We start from the raw sequence: 22,364 nt of genomic DNA, 5'->3' as shown, positions 1-22,364 counted from the left end.
TCGCTGCTGCGATCCGTTACTGTCGTCCGCGCCGAACGGCACGGGGAGAGGTGAGGGCCGCGAGGGCCCTCACCGGGTTCAGTACTGCTCGGTCTCGACGTACGCGCTGTCGTCGTCGTCGTAACCGGCGCCGGCCACCGCGCTCGGGTCGAACCCGGGCGGGGAGTCCTTGAGCGCCAGCGACATCTCGTGCAGCTTCTGCTTGACCTCTTCGATGGACTTGGCACCGAAGTTGCGGATGTCGAGCAGGTCCTGCTCGCTGCGGGCCACGAGCTCACCCACGGTGTGGATGCCCTCGCGCTTGAGGCAGTTGTAGGAGCGGACCGTGAGGTTGAGCTCCTCGATCGGCAGCGCCAGGTCGGCGGCCAGGGCGGCGTCGGTCGGCGACGGGCCGATGTCGATGCCCTCGGCCTCGACGTTGAGCTCACGGGCCAGGCCGAACAGCTCGACGAGCGTCTTACCGGCGGAGGCCACCGCGTCGCGCGGCTTCATGGCCGCCTTGGTCTCGACGTCGAGGATCAGGCGGTCGAAGTCGGTGCGCTGCTCGACTCGGGTCGCCTCGACCTTGTACGTGACCTTGAGCACCGGGGAGTAGATGGAGTCGATCGGGATGCGACCGATCTCCTGGCCCGGCTGCTTGTTCTGGGCGGCGGAGACGTAGCCGCGACCGCGCTCGACGGTCAGCTCCATCTCCAGCTTGGCCTTGCTGTTGAGCGTGGCGATGCGCAGCTCGGGGTTGTGCACCTCGACACCGGCGGGCGGCGCGATGTCGGCGGCGGTCACCTCGCCCGGGCCCTGCTTGCGCAGGTACATCACGACCGGCTCGTCGTGCTCGGAGGAGACGACCAGCTCCTTGAGGTTGAGGATGATGTCGGTGACGTCTTCCTTGACCCCGGGAACGGTCGAGAACTCGTGCAGCACGCCCTCGATGCGGATGCTCGTCACGGCCGCGCCCGGAATGGACGACAGCAGCGTGCGGCGCAGCGAGTTGCCGATGGTGTAGCCGAAGCCCGGCTCCAGCGGCTCGATGACGAACCGGGACCGGGTCTCGTCGATCGACTCTTCGAGAAGAGTCGGGCGCTGAGCGATCAGCATGCGGGTCTCCCCTGTTCGTGCGGCGCCCGCTATATGACGCCACTCCGATGTAACAAGCCTAAATGGCGTACGGCGAACCGTACGCCATTCAGCCGCGAGGACTACTTGGAGTAGTACTCGACGATGAGCTGCTCCTGGACCTGGGTGTCGATCTGCTGCCGGACGGGCAGCTGGTGCACCAGGATGCGGAGCTTGTCGGGAACGACGCCCAGCCAGGCCGGGACCGTGCGCTCGCCGGCGGTGGCGCGGGCCACCTCGTACGGCAGGAGGTTGCGCTTGCTCTCGCGCACCTCGATGATGTCGTGCTCGCGCACGCGGTACGACGGGATGTCGACCTTCTTGCCGTTCACGGTGATGTGACCGTGGCGGACCTGCTGGCGAGCGGCGTCACGCGACTGGGCGAAGCCGGCGCGGTAGACGACGTTGTCGAGACGGCTCTCCAGGATCTGGAGCAGCACCTCACCCGACTTGCCGCTCTTGCCCGCAGCCTCCTCGTAGTAGTTGCGGAACTGCTTCTCGAGGACGCCGTAGATGCGACGGGTCTTCTGCTTCTCGCGAAGCTGGAGCTGGTACTCGGTCTCCTTGGGACGACCGCGACCGTGCTCGCCCGGCGGGTAGGGGCGAATCTCGATGGGGCACTTGGCGGACTCGCACTTGCTGCCCTTGAGGAAGAGCTTGGTCTTCTCACGACGGCAGAGCTTGCAGTCCGCGCCCGTGTAACGAGCCATTTCTCAATCTCTCCTGGAATTCAGACGCGGCGGCGCTTCGGCGGACGGCAGCCGTTGTGCGGAACCGGGGTGACGTCCTGGATCGAACCCACCTCGAGGCCGGTGGCCTGGAGGGAGCGGATCGCGGTCTCACGGCCGGAGCCGGGACCCTTGACGAAGACGTCGACCTTGCGCATGCCGTGCTCCATGGCACGGCGGGCGGCGTTCTCGGCGGCCATCTGAGCGGCGAACGGGGTGGACTTACGGGAGCCCTTGAACCCCACGTGGCCGGCGCTGGCCCAGGAGATCACGTTGCCGTTGGGGTCCGTGATCGAGACGATCGTGTTGTTGAACGTGCTCTTGATGTGGGCGTGCCCGTGAGCGACGTTCTTCTTCTCCTTGCGGCGCACCTTCTTCGGCGCACCCTGACGGCTCTTAGGAGGCATCCTTTGCCTTCACTCCTGAGGTGTTCGGTCTCGCGGCTGCGCGGACTACTTCTTACCGGGCTTCTTCTTGCCGGCCACGGTCTTCTTCTTGCCCTTGCGGGTGCGCGCGTTGGTCTGGGTGCGCTGGCCGTGGACGGGCAGGCCCTTACGGTGCCGGATGCCCTGGTAGCAACCGATCTCGATCTTGCGACGGATGTCGGCCTGGACCTCGCGGCGCAGGTCACCCTCGATCTTGAAGTTCGCCTCGATGTAGTCACGCATCGGGACGAGCTCGGTGTCGCTGAGCTGGTGCACGCGCAGATCGCCGCTGACACCCGTGGCCTCAAGGATTTCCTTGGCGCGGGTGCGGCCGATTCCGTAAATGTAGGTGAGAGCGATCTCCAGCCGCTTCTCGCGGGGGAGGTCGACGCCAACCAGGCGGGCCATGGTCGGGCATTCTCCTTCGGTGTGGCGGAGGTCTTGCGCCTCACTACCCCTCCCCATGCCCGGGGTGAGGGCCCCGGCCTCCGACCGGGGGTCTCCTGAGTGGTACGGCCCGCTGCCCCCGGGCCGGAACCCGGTGACGCCGCCTGCTCAGGTGTGACGCGCTATTACTGACTCCGGCTCCTCATGCGTCGAGCCCGCTCCCTGCTGGGGCGGACTCGGAGGAGCCTTGCGGCGACTAGCCCTGGCGCTGCTTGTGGCGCAGGTTGTCGCAGATCACCATGACGCGACCGTGCCGGCGGATCACCTTGCACTTGTCGCAGATCTTCTTGACGCTCGGCTTTACCTTCATTGTCCTTCGTGTTCCTCAGACGTCTTACTTGTATCGGTAGACGATCCGCCCACGACTGAGGTCGTAGGGGCTCAGTTCCACGACCACCCGGTCGTCAGGCAGAATCCGGATGTAGTGCATCCGCATCCGTCCGCTGATGTGGGCCAGGACCTTATGGCCGTTGTCGAGCTGCACCCGGAACATGGCGTTCGGGAGCGACTCGACCACAGTGCCCTCGATCTCGATGGCGCCGTCTTTCTTGGCCAAAATCCCTCGCGTTTCACTGATCGATCGTCTGAGGCTCCGGTTCACTAAGCAGCCGCGACCTCACGCTTCGAAGAGAGCGGCAACCGGCAAAGGCCGCCGACGCGCGATGGTCATAGTGAGCCGACTAAGGAGTGTACGACACCTGAGACTAAAACGCGAAACGCGTGCCAGGTGTCCTGACACAACCAGGCGCCAGTTTACCCCACTCCGCCGCCCCTCCGGCCCCTTCACCGCGGCCGAGCGACCCCGGCTCCGTGGCCCCGTGATGCCGATGGGTCGCGAGCCGCAACGCGGACAAGCCCGCCGGTTCCCCGGCGGGCCTGTCGCGTCGCTGTCGTGCGCCGTGCCGTCACGGCCGCTTCCCGGCGCCCTCCGCACTGCGCCCCCGTGTGGCTGCCCCGCGGCTCGTAGGAGCCGGCAGTGCGAACCAGCGGGTCCGGGACGGGCTCAGCGGCCGCCGGCCACGCGTCAGTAGATGCGGTACACCTTGCCGCACGCGGTGAACTTCCCGCCCCAGCAGGTGTAGGTGTAGAGCTTCTTGATGCCCTTCTTGGACCAGGTGCCACTGTGCGAGCCGTCCCACTTCAGGGCGAACTTGCCGCCGCCACCGCCGTGGAGCTCGTAGCGGAACCAGACCCAGCCGGCCTTGTTCGTGAACTCCTTGCCGTACCACTTGGTGTGGACCTTGCCCTTCGACTTCCAGGTGTAGCCGTAGGTGTAGGCCTTGTGGTTGGCCGAGTAGAACTTGCCCCACTTGTGCACCGGCGCCGTCTGGGAGGCGGCGGCCACGGGGGCGGAGGCGGTGGCCGCCTGGGCGGCCGGGGCGGTGAGCGCCAGGCCGGTGACCACGGAGCCGGCGAGGGCGGCGGTGGCGAGGATCTTACGCATGTCGTTCCTCCGGTGAGGGGTGTCGTCTGTTCTGGACACCGCTCACGTTAGGAAGATTCGCCGCTACGTTCTGTGGAGGAATGCGCAGAATGCACTTGTGCACACTCAGGACTTCTTCTTGTTGTCCTCGTTCCCGCCGAAGACGCTGCTCACGAGCAGGATGACGCCCCACGGCCCCATCACCCACAGCGGCCACGGGTAGACCATGTCGCCGGAGGTGACGCTGATGATCAGCCAGATGGCCCAGTTGATCGAGCTGGCCATCGCCCAGGCGCCCCAGGCCGCGCGCATGCCGGCGTGCTGCTTCTTCGCGACGGCCGCCTCCGGCACCTTCGCCACCTGGCGCTGGCGCAGGTCCACGTCCGGCAGGTCGGCGGTCAGCCGGGCCAGCTCGCCGTACGTCTTGCTCTTGTAGAGCTGCTCCAGCCGTTCGTTGAACTCGTCCATGGTGAGCCGCCCCACCGCGGTGTGTTCCCGGAGCACTGCGGCCACCCGGTCACGTTCGACGTCGGAGGCTCGCATCTCGGGGCTCTGCGACATGCCCACCACTCCCCGGCTAGTTATGCAGTTGCGCCAGACGCTCCGCGCCCCCGTCGAGGGCGGTCAGCACCCAAGGTCCATTATGTGTCACGGCGACGCTGTGCTCGAAGTGCGCGGACTGTTTGCCGTCGATCGTCACGACCGTCCAGTCGTCGGCCAGGACGCGCGTCCGCTCGGTGCCCAGGTTGACCATGGGCTCGATCGCCAGGCACATCCCCTCCTCCAGGGAGGGACCCCGGCCGGGGCGGCCGTGGTTGGCGATCCACGGCTCCATGTGCATCTCGGTGCCGATGCCGTGGCCGCCGTACTCCGCCGGGATGCCGAAGCGGCCCTGCGACCGGACGTACTTCTCGATCTCGTACCCGATGTCGGACAGTCGCCGGCCGATCGACAGCGCGGCGATGCCCCGCCACATCGCCTCCTCGGTGACCCGCATCAACTCGGTGAGCTTGGGATCGACCTCGCCGACGGGCACCGTCACCGCGGAGTCGCCGTGCCACCCGTCGAGGATGGCACCGCAGTCGATGGAGATGATGTCGCCCTCGCGAAGCTTGCGGGCGTTGGTCGGGATGCCGTGGACGACCTCGTCGTTGACCGAGGCGCAGATCGTCGCCGGGAACCCCTGGTAGCCCTTGAAGGACGGGACGGCCCCCTCGTCCCTGATGGCCTTCTCGGCGATGACGTCGAGGTCGAGCGGCGTCATCCCGGGCTCGACCACGCGCCTCAGCAGGTCCAGCGTGCGTCCGACGACAAGGCCGGCAGCGCGCATCTTGTCGAGCTGCTCGGCCGTCTTGATCTGAATTCCATGCCTGTTCTTCTTGAACACGTCTCGGCACCCCCAGGGTATGCAACGGGCGGACGCGGGAGCCCAATTCCCCCACAATAGCCGCGAGGTGGCACGAAAACTCGTGCCACCTCGGACATTCGATCCTTACAGCTATCCCATGAACGGGCGGATGGCCTCCATGGCCCGCTGGGTGACCTCCTCGACCGGTCCCGTCGCGTCGACCCCGACCAGGATGCCCTCGTCGGCGTAGTAGGCGACGAGCGGCGCCGTCTGCTCCTGGTAGACCTCCAGGCGGTGCCGGATGGTCTCCTCTTTGTCGTCGTCACGCTGGAAGAGCGATCCGCCGCAGGCGTCGCACAGGTCGTCCTGCTTGTCGTCGAACTCGACGTGCCAGATGCGCCCGCACTGGCTGCAGGTGCGCCGCCCGGCCAGCCGCCTGACCACCTCGTCGTCGTCGACGACGAGTTCCAGCACCAGGTCGAGCGCCTGACCCCAGTCCTTGAGCATGTCGCGCAGGATCTCGGCCTGGGGAACGTTGCGGGGGAAGCCGTCGAGCAGGAACCCGTCCTGCGCGTCGTCCTCCGAGAGGCGGTCACGGACCATGGCGATGGTGACCTTGTCGGGCACCAGGTCGCCGCGGTCCATGTAGGTCTTGGCCAACTTGCCGAGCTCCGTGCCGCCAGAGACGTTGGCACGGAAAATGTCACCTGTCGAGATCTTCGGGATGGACAGGTTCGATGCGATGTACTGGGCCTGCGTCCCCTTTCCCGCTCCGGGGGGCCCGACCAGAACGAGACGCACTACCGCAGGAAACCTTCGTAGTTACGCTGCTGCAGCTGGCTCTCGATTTGCTTGACCGTGTCCAGGCCGACACCAACCATGATCAGAATGCTCGTCCCTCCGAACGGGAAGTTCTGGCTCGCACCGGCCACCGAGAGCGCCACGATCGGGACCATGGAGATGAGACCCAGATAGAGCGCGCCGGGCGCGGTCAGACGGGTGAGCACGAAGTTCAGGTATTCAGCCGTCGGCCGGCCCGGACGGATGCCCGGAATGAACCCACCGTACTTCTTCATGTTGTCGGCTACTTCAGGGGGGTTGAACGTGATGGACACGTAGAAGTACGTGAAGAACACGATCAACAAGAAGAACGTGATCATGTAGATCGCCGTGTCGCCCGTGGCGAGGTTCTGCGAGATCCACTGCACGACCGCGTTGGGGTTCTCGGCGTTGGCGAACAGCGAGGTCACCAGCTGCGGCAGGTAGAGCAGCGACGAGGCGAAGATGACCGGGATGATGCCGGCCTGGTTGACCTTCAGCGGGATGTAGGTGGACGTGCCGCCGTACATCCTGCGGCCGACCATCCGCTTGGCGTACTGCACCGGGATGCGGCGCTGCGCCTGCTCCACGAAGACCACCGCGGCGATCATGAAGATGCCGACCACCATGACCACGGCGAAGGTGAACTTGTTGGCCTGGAAGATGTTGGCCAGCTCGGACGGGAAGATCGACACGACGGAGGTGAAGATCAGGATCGACATGCCGTTGCCGACACCGCGATCGGTGATGAGCTCACCGAGCCACATGATGACCGAGGTGCCAGCCGTCATGATGATGACCATCGTGACGATCTGGAAGACGTCGTTCGGGTTGATCAGCACGCTCTGCTGACAGTCGGGGAAGAGCTGACCGGAGCGCGCGAGCGCGATGAAGGCGGTGGACTGCAGGACGCCGAGGCCGATCGTCAGATAACGCGTGTACTGCGTGATCTTGGTCTGGCCTGACTGTCCTTCCTTCTTCAACGCCTCAAGGCGTGGGATCACGACGACGAGCAACTGGAGGATGATGCTCGCGGTGATGTACGGCATGATGCCGAGGGCGAAAATCGACAGCTTCAGGAGCGCGCCGCCGCTGAACAGCTGCACCATCCCGTAAATGTTGCCGGTGTCGCCCGTGCGGGCCTGGTCGTAACAGGCGGCGAGATTCTCGACGTGAACGCCTGGAGTCGGAAGAACCGAGCCAAGGCGGAACAGCGCGATGATGCCCAGAGTGAAGAGCAACTTCTTGCGCAGGTCCGGCGTCCGGAACGCCCGGGTAAACGCGGTCAGCACGGTCCCTCCTGCGCGCCTATACGGCGATGTGGGTATGCGATGGAGCGGGGGTCTGCCATCTGAAGTCTCAGGTACAAACGAGCAGGACAGAATCCTGCCGTCTCGCGAACTCTAACGCACTACGGGCGTGGGAGCCCATTGTCAGGGCCCCCACGCCTCGTCATAGCGAAACTACAGCTCGGTAACGGAGCCACCAGCAGCGGCGATCTTTTCCTTCGCGGCGGCCGAGAAGGCATGCGCCTGCACGTTGACCGCGACGGAGATCTCACCGGTGCCCAGCACCTTGACGAGCTGGTTCTTGCGAACAGCACCCTTGGCGACCAGCGTCTCCACGGTGACGTCGCCGCCCTCGGGGAACAGCTCACCGAGCTTGTCCAGGTTGACGACCTGGTAGGTCGTCTTGAACAGGGCGTTGGAGAAGCCCTTGAGCTTCGGCAGACGCCTCTGCAGCGGCACCTGGCCACCCTCGAACCCGAGGTGGACCCCGGTGCGCGCCCTGGTGCCCTTGGTACCGCGACCGGCGGTCTTGCCCTTGGACGCCTCGCCGCGACCCTTACGGATCTTGGCCTTGTTGGCGCCCGGAGCAGGACGCAGATCGTGAATCTTGAGCGGAGCCTTGTCAGTCATGACTAGTCGACCTCTTCCACCTCGACGAGGTGCGTCACCACGGCGACCATCCCGCGAATCTCGGGCCGGTCCTCCTTGACGACGACATCGCCGATTCGCTTCAGGCCAAGCGAACGCAGCGAGTCACGCTGGTTCTGCTTGCCACCGATCTTCGAGCGAACCTGAGTGATCTTCAGGCGTGCCATGACTAGCTCACCGCCTTCGCCGCGGCGGCCTCGGCGATGCCCTCACGCTGAGCCTTGAGCATCCTGGCCGGCGCGACGTCCTCGATCGGCAGGCCACGGCGGGCGGCGATCTCCTCGGGCCGGGAGAGGCCCTTCAGAGCCGCCACGGTGGCGTGCACGATGTTGATCGGGTTGTCGGAGCCGAGCGACTTGGAGAGCACGTCGTGGATGCCCGCGCACTCCAGGACCGCACGCACCGGGCCACCGGCGATGACGCCGGTACCGGCCGAGGCCGGACGCAGGAAGACGACACCGGCCGCCTCCTCGCCCTGCACGGTGTGCGGGATCGTGCCCTGGATGCGAGGCACCTTGAAGAAGTGCTTCTTCGCCTCTTCGACACCCTTGGCGATGGCCGCGGGGACTTCCTTGGCCTTGCCGTAGCCGACACCGACCAGGCCGTTGCCGTCGCCGACGACGACGAGGGCGGTGAAGCTGAAGCGACGACCACCCTTCACGACCTTGGCCACTCGGTTGATCTTCACTACGCGCTCGATGTACGAGACGCCCTTGTCGGCGGCGCCACCGCGGCGATCGTCACGACGGTCCCGCCGCTCGCCACCGGTGCCGCCACCGCGACGCGGAGCTGCAGCCATCAGTGGTTCCTCATCTCAGTTGCCATATCAGAACTCGAGCCCACCTTCGCGGGCGCTGTCCGCCAGGGCGGCGATGCGCCCGGCGTAGCGGTTGCCACCACGGTCGAACACGACAGCGGTGATCCCGGCTTCCTTGGCCCGCTGAGCGAGGAGCTCGCCGACCTTCTTGGCCTTCTCCGTCTTGTCCGCCTCGAGCGAGCGCAGCGCGGGGTCCATGGTGGACGCGCTGACCAGCGTGTGGCCGACGGTGTCGTCCACGATCTGGACGAACATGTGACGGGTCGAACGGTTGACGACCAGACGCGGACGCGCGGTCGTGCCGACGACGTTCTTGCGGACGCGGCGGTGACGGCGGGCCCGCGAGACGGTGCGGGCAGCCGTGTGCTTGCTGAACGCAGTCTTCGGAGCCATGCCTACTTACCAGCCTTTCCGACCTTGCGGCGGATCTGTTCGCCCTGGTAGCGCACGCCCTTGCCCTTGTACGGGTCGGGCTTGCGCAGCTTGCGGATGTTGGCCGCGACCTCGCCGACCTTCTGCTTGTCGATGCCGTCCACGTGGAACAGGGTCGGCTTCTCAACGCGGAAGGTGACGCCCTCGGGGGCGTCCACGATGACCGGGTGACTGAAGCCCAGCGCGAACTCCAGCTGCGTCGGCCCCTTGGCCTGGACGCGGTAACCGACACCGACGATCTCAAGGGTCTTGGAGTAACCCTGGGTGACGCCCTGCACCATGTTGGCGATGAGCGTCCTGGACAGACCGTGCAGCGCACGGACCTTGTTCTCGTCGTTGGGCCGGGAGACGGCGATGGTGCCGTCATCGTCCCGAGCCACGACGATGGGCTCGGCGACCTTGTGAGAAAGCGTGCCCTTCGGGCCCTTGACCTGGACATCCCGGCCGTTGATCGTGATGTCAACGCCGTTGGGCACAGGGATGGGCAGCCGTCCGATTCGCGACATGCTGGGTTCCTCCCCTCTACCAGACGTAGGCGAGGACTTCCCCGCCCACGCCACGCTTGCCGGCCTGCTTGTCCGTCATGAGACCGTGGGACGTCGAGATGATCGCGACGCCCAGCCCTCCCAGGACGCGGGGCAGGTTGTCCTTCTTCGCATAGACCCGCAGACCGGGCTTCGACACCCGGCGCAGGCCCGCCAGCGACCGCTCACGGGTCGGCCCGAACTTGAGCTCCACCACGAGGTTCTTGCCAACCTTGGCGTCCTCGACGGTCCAAGCCTGGATGTAACCCTCCTGCTGGAGGATCTCGGCGATGTGCGCCTTGATCTTGGAGTACGGCATCGACACGCTTTCGTGGTATGCCGAATTCGCGTTACGCAGACGCGTGAGCATGTCTGCGATCGGGTCGGTCATCGTCATGGCCAGTGGCCTTCCTCGCCGCGGTTTCCAGTCGGCCAAGCGTCCAGTGCGTCAGCACTGCTCTGCCGGTGGACCTTCGGCGCGGTCATGGGCGCTCCGCGTCGGAGCACCCTGGGTTTGACAGTGAATATGTACGGCCCGCTGATGAGCCGCTTGGGGGCGACGGTGGCGCCGCCCCCAAGACTAGCTACCAGCTGGACTTGGTGATGCCAGGCAGCTCGCCCCGGTGCGCCATCTCACGGAAGCACACGCGGCACAGGCCGAACTTCCTGTAGACGGCGCGCGGCCGACCACAGCGGGAGCACCGCGTGTAGGCCCGGACCTCGAACTTCTGCTTGCGCCCCGCCTTGGCGATCAGCGACTTCTTCGCCATGATCAGGCCTCCTTGAAGGGGAACCCGAGGAGCTTCAGCAGCGCCCGGCCCTGGTCGTCGTTCTTCGCGGTGGTCACGATCGTGATGTCCATGCCTCGCGGCCGGTCCACCTTGTCCTGGTCGACCTCGTGGAACATGACCTGCTCGGTCAGACCGAAGGTGTAGTTGCCGTTGCCGTCGAACTGCTTGGGCGACAGGCCGCGGAAGTCCCTGATGCGGGGCAGCGCCAGCGACAGCAGCCTGTCGAGGAACTCCCACATGCGGTCGCCGCGAAGCGTGACGTGCGCGCCGATCGGCATGCCCTCGCGCAGCTTGAACTGGGCGATGGACTTGCGGGCGCGGACGACGGCCGGCTTCTGACCCGTGATCACGGTCAGGTCGCGAACGGCGCCCTCGATGAGCTTGGAGTCACGAGCCGCCTCGCCGACACCCATGTTGACCTTGATCTTCACCAGGCCGGGGATCTGCATGACGTTCTCGATGCCGAACTGCTCACGAAGCTGGGCCGCGATCTCCTCGCGGTACTTCGTCTTGAGGCGCGGCGTCGGGCGCTCGGTCTCTGTGGTCGTGGCGGTCATCAGCTGTCCTCACCCGTCTCGTCGGCCTTCTTCTCATCGGCCTTCTTGTCGGCGGGCTTGTCGTCCTTGAGCTTCTTCACGTTGCTCACATGGATGGGGCCCTCCATGGTCTGCACGCCGCCGGTCTTGGCGCCGCGCGGACCCTGGTGGGTCTCCTTGCCATGCTTGGTGATCATGTTGACGCCCTCGACCACCACGCGCTCGTCGCCCGGGTGGGTGGCGATCACGCGACCCTTGGCACCCTTGTTCTTGCCGGCGATGACCTGAACGAGGTCACCCTTCTTCACGTGCAGCTTCGACATCACAGCACCTCCGGCGCGAGCGAGATGATGCGCATGAACTTCTTGTCACGAAGCTCACGGCCGACCGGGCCGAAGATACGGGTGCCGCGAGGGTCACCGCTGTCCTTGATGATGACGGCGGCGTTCTCGTCGAAACGGATGTAGGAGCCGTCGGGCCGGCGGCGCTCCTTGACCGTGCGGACGACGACGGCCTTGACCACGTCGCCCTTCTTGACGCCCGTGCTGCCGGGCAGCGCGTCCTTGACAGTGGCGACGATGACGTCGCCGATACCGGCGTAGCGTCGGCCCGAGCCACCGAGAACACGGATGCAGAGAATCTCCTTGGCACCCGTGTTGTCGGCGACCTTGAGCCGCGACTCCTGCTGGATCACGTTCTACTCCTGTTAGTCGCGCCGGTTCTCACTCGCGTGAGCCTGGCGGAACCTGCTGTTGTCTTGTTCCTCCGGCCACAGCCCCCGGAGGGGCCGCACCGCAGGCGACGCGAGAGGTCTCACGTCCTTGGACACCGTCATGGGGGGTGTCTCCACCCCCCACGAGGCGCGGTATATCCGAGAAGGGCTACTTGGCCTTCTCGAGGATCTCGACGACCCGCCACCGCTTGGTGGCCGACAGCGGCCGAGTCTCCATCAGAAGCACACGGTCGCCCACGCCGCAGGCGTTGGACTCGTCGTGCGCCTTGTACTTGGTCGTACGGCGGATGACCTTGCCGTACAGCCGGTGCTTGACCCGGTCCTCGACGGCGACGACGACGGTCTTGTCCATCTTGTCGCTGACGACCAGGCCCTCACGGACCTTGCGGAAGTGACGCCCTTCGGCGGTCTCCTCAGCGGCCTGGGTGGTCTCGGTGGTCTCGGTCTCAGCCATCGCTCGTCTCCTTCTCGACCGTGACGATGCCGAGCTCACGCTCGCGCATCACGGTGTAGATACGGGCGATCTCGCGGCGGACAGCACGCAGCCGCCCGTGGCTCTCCAACTGACCGGTCGCCGCCTGGAAGCGGAGGTTGAACAGCTCCTCCTTGGCTTCCTTCAGCTTCTGGACCAGGGTGTCCTGGTCCTCCACTCGCAGCTCGCCGGCGGTCAGGCCCTTAGCCATCACGCCTCACCCACTTCACGCTTAACGATCTTGCACTTCATCGGCAGCTTGTGGATCGCGCGCTGAAGTGCCTCGCGCGCGATCGGCTCCGCCACGCCGGACAGCTCGAACATCACGCGTCCGGGCTTGACGTTGGCGATCCACCACTCGGGCGAACCCTTACCGGAACCCATGCGGGTCTCGGCAGGCTTCTTGGTGAGCGGACGGTCGGGGTAGATGTTGATCCACACCTTGCCGCCACGGCGGATGTGACGGGTCATCGCGATTCGGGCGGACTCGATCTGGCGGTTGGTCACATAGGAGTGCTCAAGCGCCTGGATGCCGAACTCGCCGAACACGACCCTCGTGCCGCCCTTGGCGGCTCCGCTGCGGTCAGGCCGGTGCTGCTTGCGGTGCTTGACCCTGCGCGGGATCAGCATGGTCAGCTCCCTTCAGCACCCGGCTGCGCAGCCGGGCCGGTCTCGGGGGCGGCCTGCGCGGCCGCCTCTGTCCTGGGGGCACGGTCACCTCGGCCGCCACCACGGCGGGCGCCGCCACCGGCGCCACCGCGACGGGGACGGTCGCCGCCACCCCTACGGTCGTCACGCTCGCGACGCTGGCCGGCGCGAGCACCGGCGGCAGCCGCCTCACGCTCGGCGCGGCTGGTCGCGGCCTCACCCTTGTAGATCCACACCTTCACGCCGATGCGGCCGAAGGTGGTGCGGGCCTCGTAGAAGCCGTAGTCGATGTCCGCGCGGAGGGTGTGCAGCGGCACGCGGCCCTCGCGGTAGAACTCCGACCTCGACATCTCGGCGCCGCCCAGACGACCCGAGCACTGCACCCGGATGCCCTTGGCGCCGCTCTTCATGGCCGACTGCATGGCCTTGCGCATGGCACGCCGGAACGACACGCGGCTGGAGAGCTGCTCGGCGACGCCCTGCGCGACGAGCTGGGCGTCGATCTCGGGGTTCTTCACCTCGAGGATGTTGAGCTGGACCTGCTTCTTGGTCAGCTTCTCCAGGTCACCGCGGATGCGGTCGGCCTCCGCGCCGCGGCGGCCGATGACGATGCCCGGACGCGCGGTGTGGATGTCGACCTGGACGCGGTCGGTCGTGCGCTCGATCTCGACCTTGGAGATGCCGGCCCGCTCCATGCCCTTCTGCAGCATGCGGCGGATCGCCACGTCCTCGGCGACGTACGACTTGTACAGCTTGTCGGCGTACCACCGGCTCTTGAAGTCGGTCGTGATGCCGAGGCGGAACCCGTGCGGGTTAACCTTCTGGCCCACTATCGGGTCCTTCCCTTCGGCTCGCGGGACTCCACGATCACGGTGATGTGGCTCGTCCGCTTGTTGATCCGATAGGCACGACCCTGGGCACGCGGACGGAACCGCTTCAGCGTCGGGCCCTCGTCGACCCACGCGCGGCTGACAACCAGCGTCTGGGGGTCGAGGTTGAAGTTGTGCTCTGCATTCGCCATGGCGCTGGAGAGCACCTTGTAGATCGGCTCGCTCGCCGTCTGGGGAGCGAACTGCAGCACGGCCTGCGCCTCCGAAGCGGGCAGCCCGCGAATAAGGTCCACCACGCGGCGGGCCTTCTGGGGCGTGACGCGGACGAACCGCGCCTGAGCCCTGGCTTCCATCGCTTACTCCTCTTACTTCTGAAGGCTGCTATCGCCGGCTGCGGCGGTCTTCCTTGACGTGGCTGCGGAAGGTGCGCGTCGGGGCGAACTCTCCCAGCTTGTGGCCGATCATGGCCTCGGTGACGAACACCGGGACGTGCTTGCGACCATCGTGAACGGCGATCGTGTGCCCGAGCATGTCAGGCACGATCATGGAGCGCCGCGACCACGTCTTGATGACGTTCTTGGTGCCCTTCTCGTTCTGGGCGTCCACCTTCTTGGCGAGGTGGTCGTCCACGAAGGGACCCTTCTTAAGGCTACGTGGCATTTCGGCTGCTCCTACCGCTTCTTCCTCTTGCTCCGACGTCGGATGATCAGCCGGTCGCTGGCCTTGTTCGCCTGGCGGGTACGGCCCTCAGGCTTGCCCTTGGGGTTGACCGGGTGACGACCACCGGAGGTCTTGCCCTCACCACCACCGTGCGGGTGGTCGACGGGGTTCATCGCGACACCGCGGACGGTCGGGCGCTTGCCCTTCCACCTCATGCGGCCGGCCTTGCCCCAGTTGATGTTGGCCTGCTCGGCGTTGCCGACCTGGCCGACCGAGGCCCGGCAGCGCACGTCGACCATGCGCATTTCGCCGGACGGCATACGCAGCGTGGCGTACTGGCCTTCCTTCGCGAGCAGCTGGATCTGGGCGCCCGCGGAACGGCCGAGCTTGGCGCCGCCACCCGGACGGAGCTCCACCGCGTGGATGAAGGTACCGGTCGGAATGTTGCGCAGCGGCAGGCAGTTGCCCGGCTTGATGTCGGCCGCGGGGCCGTTCTCGATGCGGTCGCCCTGCTTGAGGCCGGTCGGCGCGATGATGTAGCGCTTCTCGCCGTCGGCGTAGTGCAGCAGAGCGATGTTGGCGGTGCGGTTGGGGTCGTACTCGATGTGAGCGACCTTCGCCGGAATGCCGTCCTTGTCATGCCTACGGAAGTCGATGATCCGGTAGGCGCGCTTGTGACCGCCGCCCTGGTGGCGCGCGGTGACCCGGCCGTGTACGTTGCGGCCGCCCTTGTTGTGAAGGGGCGCAAGCAACGACTTCTCGGGCGTGCTGCGCGTGATCTCGGAGAAGTCCGAGACACTCGAGCCACGGCGACCCGGAGTCGTCGGCTTGTACTTACGGATGCCCATCTTTTTCGTTCATCCTTCGTCGGTTACATGGGTGAGCCCGCCGCACCGAGGTGCGACGGTCTCTGCCCGCTACGGACCATGCGGCCCGCTTTACATCTATGGCTGCTAGCCGATCTGACCGAAGATGTCGATCCGATCGCCCTCCACCAGGCTCACGATCGCGCGCTTGGTGTCGGGACGCTTGCCGAAGCCGGTGCGGGTGCGCTTGCGCTTGCCCTGCCGGTTGATGGTGTTCACGCTGGTGACCTTGACCCCGAAGATCTGCTCAACGGCGATCTTGACCTGGGTCTTGTTCGCGGTCTTCTTCACCAGGAACGTGTACTTGTTGTTCTCATCGATCAGGCCGTAGCTCTTCTCGGAGACGACGGGCTTGATGATGATGTCGCGCGGGTCGACGACCCTCTCCATGCTCATCAGGCGTCTTCCTTCTCACTCTGCTCGGCCGAACCCGCCGACAGACGCGCCACGACCTGGTCGTACGCCTCCTGGGTGAAGACCACGTCGTCGTGGACGAGCACGTCGTAGGTGTTGAGCTGCCCCGCGTCCAGCAGATGGACCTCGGGAGCGTTGCGCAGGCTCAGCCAGGTCAGCTCGTCGGCCTCGTCGACCACGACGAGCACGGTCTTGGCCTGAGTGATCTTACGAAGGGCCTGCAGGGCCGCCTGGGTCTTCGGCGTCTCGCCGGTGACCAGACCGCTCACCACGTGCACGCGACCGCCGCCGGCCCGGTCGGACAGGGCCCCGCGCAGGGCGGCGACCTTCATCTTCTTGGGCGTGCGCTGCGCGTAGTCACGCGGAACCGGGCCGTGGACGACGCCACCGCCGGCGAACTGCGGGGCGCGGGTCGAGCCCTGACGGGCGCGGCCGGTGCCCTTCTGGCGGTACGGCTTCTTGCCGCCGCCTCGGACCTCACCACGGGTCTTGGCCTTGTGGGTGCCCTGCCGGCGAGCGGCGAGCTGGGCCACGACGACCTGGTGGATGAGAGGAACGTTGACCTTGGCGCCGAAGATGTCTTCGGGCAGGTCGACGGTGCCGGTCTTGGCGCCGCTGGCGTCGAGGACGTCAATGGTGGTCACTTGGCAGCCCCCTTCTTGGCAGCGGTGCGGACGAGGACCAGACTGCCGTTGGCACCGGGGATCGCACCCTTGATCAGGATGAGGCCCTTCTCGGCGTCAACGGAATGAACCTTCAGGCTCTGCACGGTGGTGCGGACGTTACCCATCCGACCGGCCATGCGCAGACCCTTGAAAACGCGGCCCGGGGTGGCGCAGCCACCGATGGAACCCGGCGAGCGGTGCTTGCGCTGCGTACCGTGCGACGCGCCCAGACCACCGAAGCCGTGCCGCTTCATGACACCGGCGAAGCCCTTGCCCTTGCTCTTGCCCGTCACGTCGACGAACTGGCCGGCCTCGAAGGTGTCGGCCAGCAGCTCCTGGCCCAGGGTGTAGTCGCTCGCGTCGTCGGTGCGGATCTCCGCGAAGTAACGGCGCGGGGTGATGTCGTGCTTGCGCAGGTAGTCGCCGAGCGGCTTGTTGACCTTCCGGGGGTCGACCTGCCCGAAGCCGAGCTGGATGGCGGAGTAGCCGTCCTTGTCTGCCGTGCGGACGCGGGTCACCACACACGGACCGGCCTCGACCACGGTGACCGGAACCATCCGGTTGTCCGCGTCGAAGACCTGGGTCATGCCGAGCTTCTTGCCCAGGACGCCCTTGATCGTCTTAGCCATGTCAGTGTGATCCCTCAGAGCTTGATCGAAATGTCGACGCCCGCGGGGAGGTCGAGCCGCATGAGCGAGTCGACGGTCTTGGGCGTCGGGTCGATGATGTCAATCAGCCGCTTGTGCGTGCGCATCTCGAAGTGCTCGCGGCTGTCCTTGTACTTGTGCGGCGAGCGGATGACGCAGTACACGTTCTTCTCGGTCGGCAGCGGCACCGGGCCTGCGACCTTCGCGCCAGTCCGCGTCACCGTCTCGACGATCTTCTTGGCCGAGCTGTCGATGACCTCGTGGTCATAGGCCTTGAGCCGAATGCGGATCTTCTGTCCCGCCATAGTGGCCTCGGTGTCCTTCGCTGTCGTCTGAAAAAGTATCGTGCGGCCTGTTGCCGCTGTAGTGCCGCGGGTGTGAGCCCGCGAAGCTCCACGAAGCAGACGCAGTCGATCTGCCTTTTCTTCCGTGATCCGGCAGTTACTTCGGTCACTTCCGAAGCGACTGCGAGATCACGGCTTTGGCGTGGAGCCGAGGGGCGGGAGCCGGAGCTCCTGTCCCTCTCGTGGTGCGGCGGCCGGCCCTGTCTCCGGGGCCGACCGCCACCCCGCGATCGTGCTACTTGATGATCTTCGTGACCCGACCGGCGCCGACGGTGCGGCCACCCTCACGGATCGCGAACTTGAGGCCTTCCTCCATGGCGATGGGCTGGATCAGCTCAACGCGCATCTCGGTGTTGTCGCCCGGCATGACCATCTCGGTGCCCTCGGGGAGGTGCACGACACCGGTCACGTCAGTCGTACGGAAGTAGAACTGCGGGCGGTAGTTGTTGAAGAACGGCGTGTGGCGGCCGCCCTCGTCCTTGGACAGGATGTAGACCTGGCCCTCGAACTCGGTGTGCGGGGTGGTCGTGCCCGGCTTGATGATGCACTGGCCGCGCTCGACGTCGTCGCGCTTGATGCCGCGGAGCAGCAGCGCGGCGTTGTCGCCCGCGTGACCCTCGTCGAGCATCTTGTTGAACATCTCGATGCTGGTGACGGTGGTGGTCGTCTTCTCCGGCTTGATGCCGATGATGTCGACCTGCTCGTTGACCTTGACGATGCCGCGCTCGATACGACCGGTGACGACGGTGCCGCGACCGGTGATCGAGAAGACGTCCTCGACCGGCATGAGGAACGGCTTCTCCGTCTCACGCGGGGGCTCGGGGACGTTCTCGTCGACGGCGTTCATCAGCTCGATGATGCTGTCGGCCCACTTCTCGTCGCCCTCAAGAGCCTTGAGCGCGGAGACGCGGACGACCGGCAGGTCGTCGCCGGGGAACTCCTGAGCGGACAGGAGCTCGCGGACCTCGAGCTCGACGAGCTCCAGGATCTCCTCGTCGTCCACCATGTCGGACTTGTTGAGGGCCACGACGATGTAGGGGACGCCGACCTGGCGGGCCAGGAGGACGTGCTCCTTCGTCTGCGGCATCGGGCCGTCGGTGGCGGCGACCACGAGGATCGCGCCGTCCATCTGAGCGGCACCGGTGATCATGTTCTTCACGTAGTCAGCGTGACCGGGGCAGTCCACGTGGGCGTAGTGGCGCTTCTCGGTCTGGTACTCGACGTGCGCGATGGAGATCGTAATACCGCGAGCCTTCTCCTCGGGCGCCTTGTCGATCTTGTCGAACGGCGTAGCCTTGTTCAGCTCCGGGAAACGGTCGTGAAGCACCTTGGTGATCGCCGCGGTCAGCGTGGTCTTGCCGTGGTCGATGTGCCCAATGGTGCCGATGTTCATGTGCGGCTTGGTCCGCTCGAACTTGGCCTTAGCCACTGGTTCTCTCCTTGAGAATCTGACTGACTTTCGTCTACACACTCGGGCCCGGGTAATCCCGAATCCCTAAACGGCGGGGCGGCTCGCACCGCCCAGCCAGGGGCCGAAGCCCCGTTGGCGGCCGGCCGCCGGTCTCCCGGCGTCCGGCCATAGGGTCCCGAGACTATTCGCCCCGGGCCTTCGCGACGATCTCCTTGGCGATGCCCGGGGGCACCTCAGCGTAGGAGTCGAACTGCATGCTGTAGCTCGCGCGCCCCTGCGTCTTGCTACGCAGGTCACCCACGTAGCCGAACATCTCAGACAGCGGTACGAGCGCCTGGACGACACGGGCACCGGCCCGCTCGTCCATCGCCTGGATCTGCCCGCGGCGACCGTTGAGGTCACCGATGACGTCACCCATGTAATCCTCGGGCGTGGTGACCTCAACGGCCATCATCGGCTCGAGGAGCACAGCGTCAGCCTTGCGCGCGGCCTCCTTGAAGGCCATCGAGCCGGCGATCTTGAAGGCCATCTCGGAGGAGTCGACGTCGTGCGCCGCACCGTCGGTCAGCGTCACCTTCACGCCCACCATCGGGTAGCCGGCCAGCACGCCGAACTCGGCAGCCTCCTGGGCGCCGGCGTCGACCGAGGGGATGTACTCCCTCGGGACGCGACCGCCCGTGACCTTGTTCTCGAACTCGTAGCCGTCGTTGCCCTCGCCCAGCGGCTCCAGGTCGATGATGACCCGCGCGAACTGACCGGAACCACCGGTCTGCTTCTTGTGGGTGTAGTCGACCTTCTGCACCTTGCGGCGGATGGTCTCGCGGTAGGCGACCTGCGGACGGCCGACGTTGGCCTCGACCCTGAACTCGCGGCGCATACGGTCCACGAGGATCTCGAGGTGAAGCTCGCCCATGCCCCAGATGACCGTCTGGCCGGTCTCCTCGTCACGGCGGACCTGGAAGGACGGGTCCTCCTCGGCCAGCCGCTGGATCGCGGTCGACAGCTTCTCCTGGTCGCCCTTGGTCTTGGGCTCGATGGCGACGTTGATGACCGGAGCCGGGAACGTCATCGACTCGAGCACGACCTGGTTGGCCGGGTCGGACAGGGTGTCACCGGTGGTGGTGTCCTTCAGACCCATCACGGCGACGATCTGACCGGCAATCGCCGACGGGCGCTCCTCGCGCTTGTTGGCGTGCATCTGGTAGATCTTGCCGATCCGCTCCTTCTTGCCCTTCACAGAGTTGATGACCTGTGAACCGGCCTCGAGCGTGCCCGAGTAGATGCGGATGTAGGTGATCTTGCCCAGGTGCGGGTCGCTGGCGATCTTGAAGGCCAGGGCGGAGAACGGCTCGGTCGGGTCCGCGTGCCGCTCGATCTCCTGCTCCTCGTTGCCGACCGCGTGGCCCTTGAAGGCCGGGATGTCGGTCGGCGCGGGGAGGTAGGCGACGATCGCGTCGAGCAGGGGCTGCACGCCCTTGTTCTTGAACGCGGTGCCGCACAGGACCGGGTTGATGGCGCTGCCCAGCGTGGCGCGGCGGATGGCCGCGACCAGCTGCTCCTCGGTGGGCTCGGTGCCCTCGAGGAAGAGCTCCATCAGCTCGTCGTCGTTCTCGGCGACGGTCTCGATCAGCCGGTCGCGCCACTCACGGGCGGCCTCGGCGTGGTCGGCCGGGATGTCGACGGTGTCGTACATCTCGCCCTTGGCCGCCTCGGCGCTCCAGAGGTAGGCCTTCATCTTGATGAGGTCGATGACGCCCTTGAAGTCGGCCTCAACGCCCAACGGCAGCTGGATGACCGCCGGGGTCGCGCCCAGGCGGCTGACCATCATGTCGACGCAGCGGTGGAACTCCGCGCCGACCCGGTCCATCTTGTTCACGAAGCAGATGCGGGGCACGTCGTAGCGGTCAGCCTGGCGCCACACCGTCTCCGACTGCGGCTCGACACCCGCGACACCGTCGAACACGGCGACGGCGCCGTCGAGGACGCGGAGCGAACGCTCCACCTCGATGGTGAAGTCGACGTGGCCGGGCGTGTCGATGATGTTGATGGTGTGACCGGCCCACTCGCAGGTCGTCGCGGCCGACGTAATCGTGATGCCGCGCTCCTGCTCCTGCTCCATCCAGTCCATGGTGGCAGCGCCCTCGTGGACTTCACCGATCTTGTAGTTGATGCCGGTGTAGAACAGGATGCGCTCGGTCGTGGTGGTCTTGCCCGCGTCGATATGGGCCATGATCCCGATATTGCGGACCTTGGCCAGGTCAAGAGCGGTCGTGGTGGCCACTTCTCTCGCGTCCTCGTCGTCTCGTCGAACCCGCCGGGGTTACCAGCGGTAGTGGGCGAAGGCCTTGTTGGACTCGGCCATCTTGTGGGTGTCCTCGCGCTTCTTGACACTCGCCCCGAGGCCGTTGCTGGCGTCCAGGAGCTCGTTCATGAGGCGCTCGGTCATGGTCTTCTCGCGGCGGGCGCGGGAGTACTGCACCAGCCAGCGCAGAGCCAGGGTGGTGCTGCGCGCGGCGCGCACCTCGACCGGCACCTGGTAGGTCGCGCCACCGACACGGCGGCTGCGGACCTCGAGGGTCGGCTTGACGTTGTCGAGCGCACGCTTGAGGGTGACGACCGGGTCGTTGCCCGTCTTCTCCCTGCAGCCTTCGAGGGCGCCGTAGACGATCGACTGCGCGATGGAGCGCTTGCCGTCCAGGAGCACCTTGTTGATCAGGGCGGTCACCAGCGGCGAGCTGTAAACCGGGTCAGCCATGAGCTGACGACGGCCAGGAGAACCCTTACGAGGCATTGTTAGCTCTTCTCCTTCTTCGCGCCGTAGCGGCTACGGGCCTGCTTGCGGTTGCGGACACCCTGGGTGTCCAGCGAACCGCGGATGATCTTGTAGCGAACACCCGGCAGGTCCTTCACTCGACCGCCACGCACGAGCACGATGGAGTGCTCCTGCAGGTTGTGGCCCACACCGGGGATGTAGGCCGTGACCTCGATGCCGTTGGTGAGCCGGACACGGGCCACCTTGCGCAGTGCCGAGTTGGGCTTCTTCGGGGTAGTGGTGTAGACGCGCTGGCACACGCCGCGCCGCTGCGGACTCCCCTTGAGGGCAGGAGTCTTGGTCTTGGAGACCTTGTCCTGCCGGCCCTTGCGGACCAACTGCTGAATAGTGGGCACTGCCACTCCGTTTCGTGCCTGGGCCGGTGTTACGTCATGTTGTGCGATTCGCAGGTGCTGCCGGTGTCATGACCTGCTGATTTTGCTTCCTCCCGCGCCCCCGCGCTCGGGCGTGTCGCGCTGTTCGCACAGACACATCCACGAGGACTTCGAGCCAGGAAGCCGT

36 protein-coding genes are annotated in these 22,364 nt (G+C 66.1%); all 36 read right to left on the bottom strand.

Features of this window, described 5'->3' with window-relative positions; all coding sequences use genetic code 11:
• Positions 1 to 78: 78 nt before the first annotated feature.
• The 36 genes from FHU36_RS34245 to rpsL all read right to left on the bottom strand — a co-directional run bounded on the left by FHU36_RS34245 (position 79) and on the right by rpsL (position 22,198).
• Positions 79 to 1,095 (bottom strand): DNA-directed RNA polymerase subunit alpha, encoded by a 1,017-nt coding sequence (locus FHU36_RS34245; RefSeq protein WP_101783560.1) that lies wholly within the window; start codon positions 1,093 to 1,095, stop codon positions 79 to 81.
• 101 nt (positions 1,096 to 1,196) lie between these two features.
• The gene (gene rpsD / locus FHU36_RS34240; RefSeq protein WP_185088199.1) at positions 1,197 to 1,823 is read right to left on the bottom strand and encodes a 30S ribosomal protein S4; all 627 of its coding nucleotides are present in this window, start codon (positions 1,821 to 1,823) and stop codon (positions 1,197 to 1,199) included.
• 20 nt (positions 1,824 to 1,843) lie between these two features.
• Positions 1,844 to 2,248, bottom strand: coding sequence for a 30S ribosomal protein S11 (rpsK, locus tag FHU36_RS34235; RefSeq protein ID WP_020542285.1), 405 nt, complete (start codon positions 2,246 to 2,248; stop codon positions 1,844 to 1,846).
• A gap of 45 nt (positions 2,249 to 2,293) precedes the next feature.
• Complete coding sequence (gene rpsM / locus FHU36_RS34230; RefSeq protein WP_080043219.1) at positions 2,294 to 2,674, bottom strand: 30S ribosomal protein S13; 381 nt, start codon at positions 2,672 to 2,674, stop codon at positions 2,294 to 2,296.
• A 235-nt stretch (positions 2,675 to 2,909) separates the two neighbouring features.
• Positions 2,910 to 3,023, bottom strand: coding sequence for a 50S ribosomal protein L36 (gene rpmJ, locus FHU36_RS34225; RefSeq protein WP_003956441.1), 114 nt, complete (start codon positions 3,021 to 3,023; stop codon positions 2,910 to 2,912).
• A 24-nt stretch (positions 3,024 to 3,047) separates the two neighbouring features.
• The gene (gene infA, locus FHU36_RS34220) at positions 3,048 to 3,269 is read right to left on the bottom strand and encodes a translation initiation factor IF-1 (protein ID WP_012887858.1); all 222 of its coding nucleotides are present in this window, start codon (positions 3,267 to 3,269) and stop codon (positions 3,048 to 3,050) included.
• Between the two features lie 468 nt (positions 3,270 to 3,737).
• A complete protein-coding gene (locus tag FHU36_RS34215) occupies positions 3,738 to 4,157 on the bottom strand; it encodes a hypothetical protein (protein WP_185088198.1) in 420 nt (139 codons plus the stop codon).
• A 105-nt stretch (positions 4,158 to 4,262) separates the two neighbouring features.
• Entirely contained in the window at positions 4,263 to 4,697 is a 435-nt protein-coding gene (locus tag FHU36_RS34210; RefSeq protein ID WP_185088197.1) for a DUF1707 SHOCT-like domain-containing protein, read from the bottom strand.
• Positions 4,698 to 4,713: 16 nt separating this feature from the next.
• Positions 4,714 to 5,523, bottom strand: a complete 810-nt coding sequence (gene map / locus FHU36_RS34205; protein WP_185088196.1) for a type I methionyl aminopeptidase — start codon at positions 5,521 to 5,523, stop codon at positions 4,714 to 4,716.
• A gap of 111 nt (positions 5,524 to 5,634) precedes the next feature.
• The gene (locus FHU36_RS34200) at positions 5,635 to 6,285 is read right to left on the bottom strand and encodes an adenylate kinase (protein ID WP_185088195.1); all 651 of its coding nucleotides are present in this window, start codon (positions 6,283 to 6,285) and stop codon (positions 5,635 to 5,637) included.
• Positions 6,285 to 7,595 (bottom strand): preprotein translocase subunit SecY, encoded by a 1,311-nt coding sequence (secY, locus tag FHU36_RS34195; protein WP_185088194.1) that lies wholly within the window; start codon positions 7,593 to 7,595, stop codon positions 6,285 to 6,287. The genes FHU36_RS34200 and secY overlap by 1 nt, the downstream gene beginning before the upstream one ends.
• A gap of 171 nt (positions 7,596 to 7,766) precedes the next feature.
• Complete coding sequence (gene rplO, locus FHU36_RS34190) at positions 7,767 to 8,222, bottom strand: 50S ribosomal protein L15 (protein ID WP_185088193.1); 456 nt, start codon at positions 8,220 to 8,222, stop codon at positions 7,767 to 7,769.
• 2 nt (positions 8,223 to 8,224) lie between these two features.
• A complete protein-coding gene (gene rpmD, locus FHU36_RS34185) occupies positions 8,225 to 8,407 on the bottom strand; it encodes a 50S ribosomal protein L30 (RefSeq protein WP_020542293.1) in 183 nt (60 codons plus the stop codon).
• 2 nt (positions 8,408 to 8,409) lie between these two features.
• Complete coding sequence (rpsE, locus tag FHU36_RS34180) at positions 8,410 to 9,039, bottom strand: 30S ribosomal protein S5 (RefSeq protein WP_049572667.1); 630 nt, start codon at positions 9,037 to 9,039, stop codon at positions 8,410 to 8,412.
• A 27-nt stretch (positions 9,040 to 9,066) separates the two neighbouring features.
• Positions 9,067 to 9,450 (bottom strand): 50S ribosomal protein L18, encoded by a 384-nt coding sequence (gene rplR / locus FHU36_RS34175; RefSeq protein WP_101783552.1) that lies wholly within the window; start codon positions 9,448 to 9,450, stop codon positions 9,067 to 9,069.
• Positions 9,451 to 9,452: 2 nt separating this feature from the next.
• Positions 9,453 to 9,995, bottom strand: a complete 543-nt coding sequence (gene rplF, locus FHU36_RS34170; protein ID WP_185088192.1) for a 50S ribosomal protein L6 — start codon at positions 9,993 to 9,995, stop codon at positions 9,453 to 9,455.
• 16 nt (positions 9,996 to 10,011) lie between these two features.
• A complete protein-coding gene (rpsH, locus tag FHU36_RS34165; protein WP_138670600.1) occupies positions 10,012 to 10,410 on the bottom strand; it encodes a 30S ribosomal protein S8 in 399 nt (132 codons plus the stop codon).
• Positions 10,411 to 10,597: 187 nt separating this feature from the next.
• On the bottom strand, positions 10,598 to 10,783 hold the full coding sequence (locus tag FHU36_RS34160) for a type Z 30S ribosomal protein S14 (protein WP_020542298.1): 186 nt from the start codon (positions 10,781 to 10,783) through the stop codon (positions 10,598 to 10,600).
• Between the two features lie 2 nt (positions 10,784 to 10,785).
• A complete protein-coding gene (gene rplE, locus FHU36_RS34155; protein WP_101783550.1) occupies positions 10,786 to 11,361 on the bottom strand; it encodes a 50S ribosomal protein L5 in 576 nt (191 codons plus the stop codon).
• A complete protein-coding gene (gene rplX / locus FHU36_RS34150) occupies positions 11,361 to 11,663 on the bottom strand; it encodes a 50S ribosomal protein L24 (RefSeq protein ID WP_185088191.1) in 303 nt (100 codons plus the stop codon). Before rplX ends, rplE begins: the two co-directional genes overlap by 1 nt.
• Complete coding sequence (gene rplN / locus FHU36_RS34145; RefSeq protein WP_043623452.1) at positions 11,663 to 12,034, bottom strand: 50S ribosomal protein L14; 372 nt, start codon at positions 12,032 to 12,034, stop codon at positions 11,663 to 11,665. The genes rplX and rplN overlap by 1 nt, the downstream gene beginning before the upstream one ends.
• A 187-nt stretch (positions 12,035 to 12,221) precedes the next feature.
• Positions 12,222 to 12,527, bottom strand: coding sequence for a 30S ribosomal protein S17 (rpsQ, locus tag FHU36_RS34140; protein ID WP_101783548.1), 306 nt, complete (start codon positions 12,525 to 12,527; stop codon positions 12,222 to 12,224).
• Positions 12,520 to 12,756, bottom strand: coding sequence for a 50S ribosomal protein L29 (rpmC, locus tag FHU36_RS34135; RefSeq protein WP_080047279.1), 237 nt, complete (start codon positions 12,754 to 12,756; stop codon positions 12,520 to 12,522). The genes rpsQ and rpmC overlap by 8 nt, the downstream gene beginning before the upstream one ends.
• Positions 12,756 to 13,175, bottom strand: a complete 420-nt coding sequence (rplP, locus tag FHU36_RS34130; protein WP_101783547.1) for a 50S ribosomal protein L16 — start codon at positions 13,173 to 13,175, stop codon at positions 12,756 to 12,758. Before rplP ends, rpmC begins: the two co-directional genes overlap by 1 nt.
• Before the next feature lie 2 nt (positions 13,176 to 13,177).
• Positions 13,178 to 14,023, bottom strand: a complete 846-nt coding sequence (rpsC, locus tag FHU36_RS34125; protein ID WP_185088190.1) for a 30S ribosomal protein S3 — start codon at positions 14,021 to 14,023, stop codon at positions 13,178 to 13,180.
• Complete coding sequence (rplV, locus tag FHU36_RS34120) at positions 14,023 to 14,376, bottom strand: 50S ribosomal protein L22 (protein WP_101783545.1); 354 nt, start codon at positions 14,374 to 14,376, stop codon at positions 14,023 to 14,025. Before rplV ends, rpsC begins: the two co-directional genes overlap by 1 nt.
• Before the next feature lie 28 nt (positions 14,377 to 14,404).
• Positions 14,405 to 14,683, bottom strand: coding sequence for a 30S ribosomal protein S19 (rpsS, locus tag FHU36_RS34115; RefSeq protein WP_185088189.1), 279 nt, complete (start codon positions 14,681 to 14,683; stop codon positions 14,405 to 14,407).
• Between the two features lie 11 nt (positions 14,684 to 14,694).
• Complete coding sequence (gene rplB, locus FHU36_RS34110) at positions 14,695 to 15,531, bottom strand: 50S ribosomal protein L2 (RefSeq protein WP_101783543.1); 837 nt, start codon at positions 15,529 to 15,531, stop codon at positions 14,695 to 14,697.
• Positions 15,532 to 15,636: 105 nt separating this feature from the next.
• Entirely contained in the window at positions 15,637 to 15,939 is a 303-nt protein-coding gene (gene rplW / locus FHU36_RS34105; RefSeq protein WP_219601697.1) for a 50S ribosomal protein L23, read from the bottom strand.
• 5 nt (positions 15,940 to 15,944) lie between these two features.
• Positions 15,945 to 16,607 carry a 50S ribosomal protein L4 gene (rplD, locus tag FHU36_RS34100; RefSeq protein ID WP_185088188.1) on the bottom strand — a complete coding sequence of 221 codons (663 nt, stop codon included), beginning with the start codon at positions 16,605 to 16,607 and terminating at the stop codon, positions 15,945 to 15,947.
• Positions 16,604 to 17,257 carry a 50S ribosomal protein L3 gene (gene rplC / locus FHU36_RS34095; protein ID WP_185088187.1) on the bottom strand — a complete coding sequence of 218 codons (654 nt, stop codon included), beginning with the start codon at positions 17,255 to 17,257 and terminating at the stop codon, positions 16,604 to 16,606. The genes rplD and rplC overlap by 4 nt, the downstream gene beginning before the upstream one ends.
• A 14-nt stretch (positions 17,258 to 17,271) precedes the next feature.
• On the bottom strand, positions 17,272 to 17,580 hold the full coding sequence (gene rpsJ, locus FHU36_RS34090) for a 30S ribosomal protein S10 (protein ID WP_012887830.1): 309 nt from the start codon (positions 17,578 to 17,580) through the stop codon (positions 17,272 to 17,274).
• Between the two features lie 274 nt (positions 17,581 to 17,854).
• Positions 17,855 to 19,048 (bottom strand): elongation factor Tu, encoded by a 1,194-nt coding sequence (tuf, locus tag FHU36_RS34085; protein WP_101783539.1) that lies wholly within the window; start codon positions 19,046 to 19,048, stop codon positions 17,855 to 17,857.
• A gap of 163 nt (positions 19,049 to 19,211) precedes the next feature.
• Positions 19,212 to 21,260, bottom strand: a complete 2,049-nt coding sequence (gene fusA / locus FHU36_RS34080; RefSeq protein WP_221497081.1) for an elongation factor G — start codon at positions 21,258 to 21,260, stop codon at positions 19,212 to 19,214.
• A gap of 90 nt (positions 21,261 to 21,350) precedes the next feature.
• Positions 21,351 to 21,821 (bottom strand): 30S ribosomal protein S7, encoded by a 471-nt coding sequence (gene rpsG / locus FHU36_RS34075; protein ID WP_020542314.1) that lies wholly within the window; start codon positions 21,819 to 21,821, stop codon positions 21,351 to 21,353.
• A 2-nt stretch (positions 21,822 to 21,823) separates the two neighbouring features.
• Positions 21,824 to 22,198 carry a 30S ribosomal protein S12 gene (rpsL, locus tag FHU36_RS34070; protein WP_020542315.1) on the bottom strand — a complete coding sequence of 125 codons (375 nt, stop codon included), beginning with the start codon at positions 22,196 to 22,198 and terminating at the stop codon, positions 21,824 to 21,826.
• Between the last annotated feature and the right edge of the window lie 166 nt (positions 22,199 to 22,364).

The sequence above is a fragment of the Nonomuraea muscovyensis genome, from assembly GCF_014207745.1.
GTDB classification, from domain to species: Bacteria; Actinomycetota; Actinomycetes; order Streptosporangiales; family Streptosporangiaceae; genus Nonomuraea; species Nonomuraea muscovyensis.
Note: the sequence above shows the minus strand (reverse complement) of the source record. Positions and strands in the feature narration are given on the sequence as shown.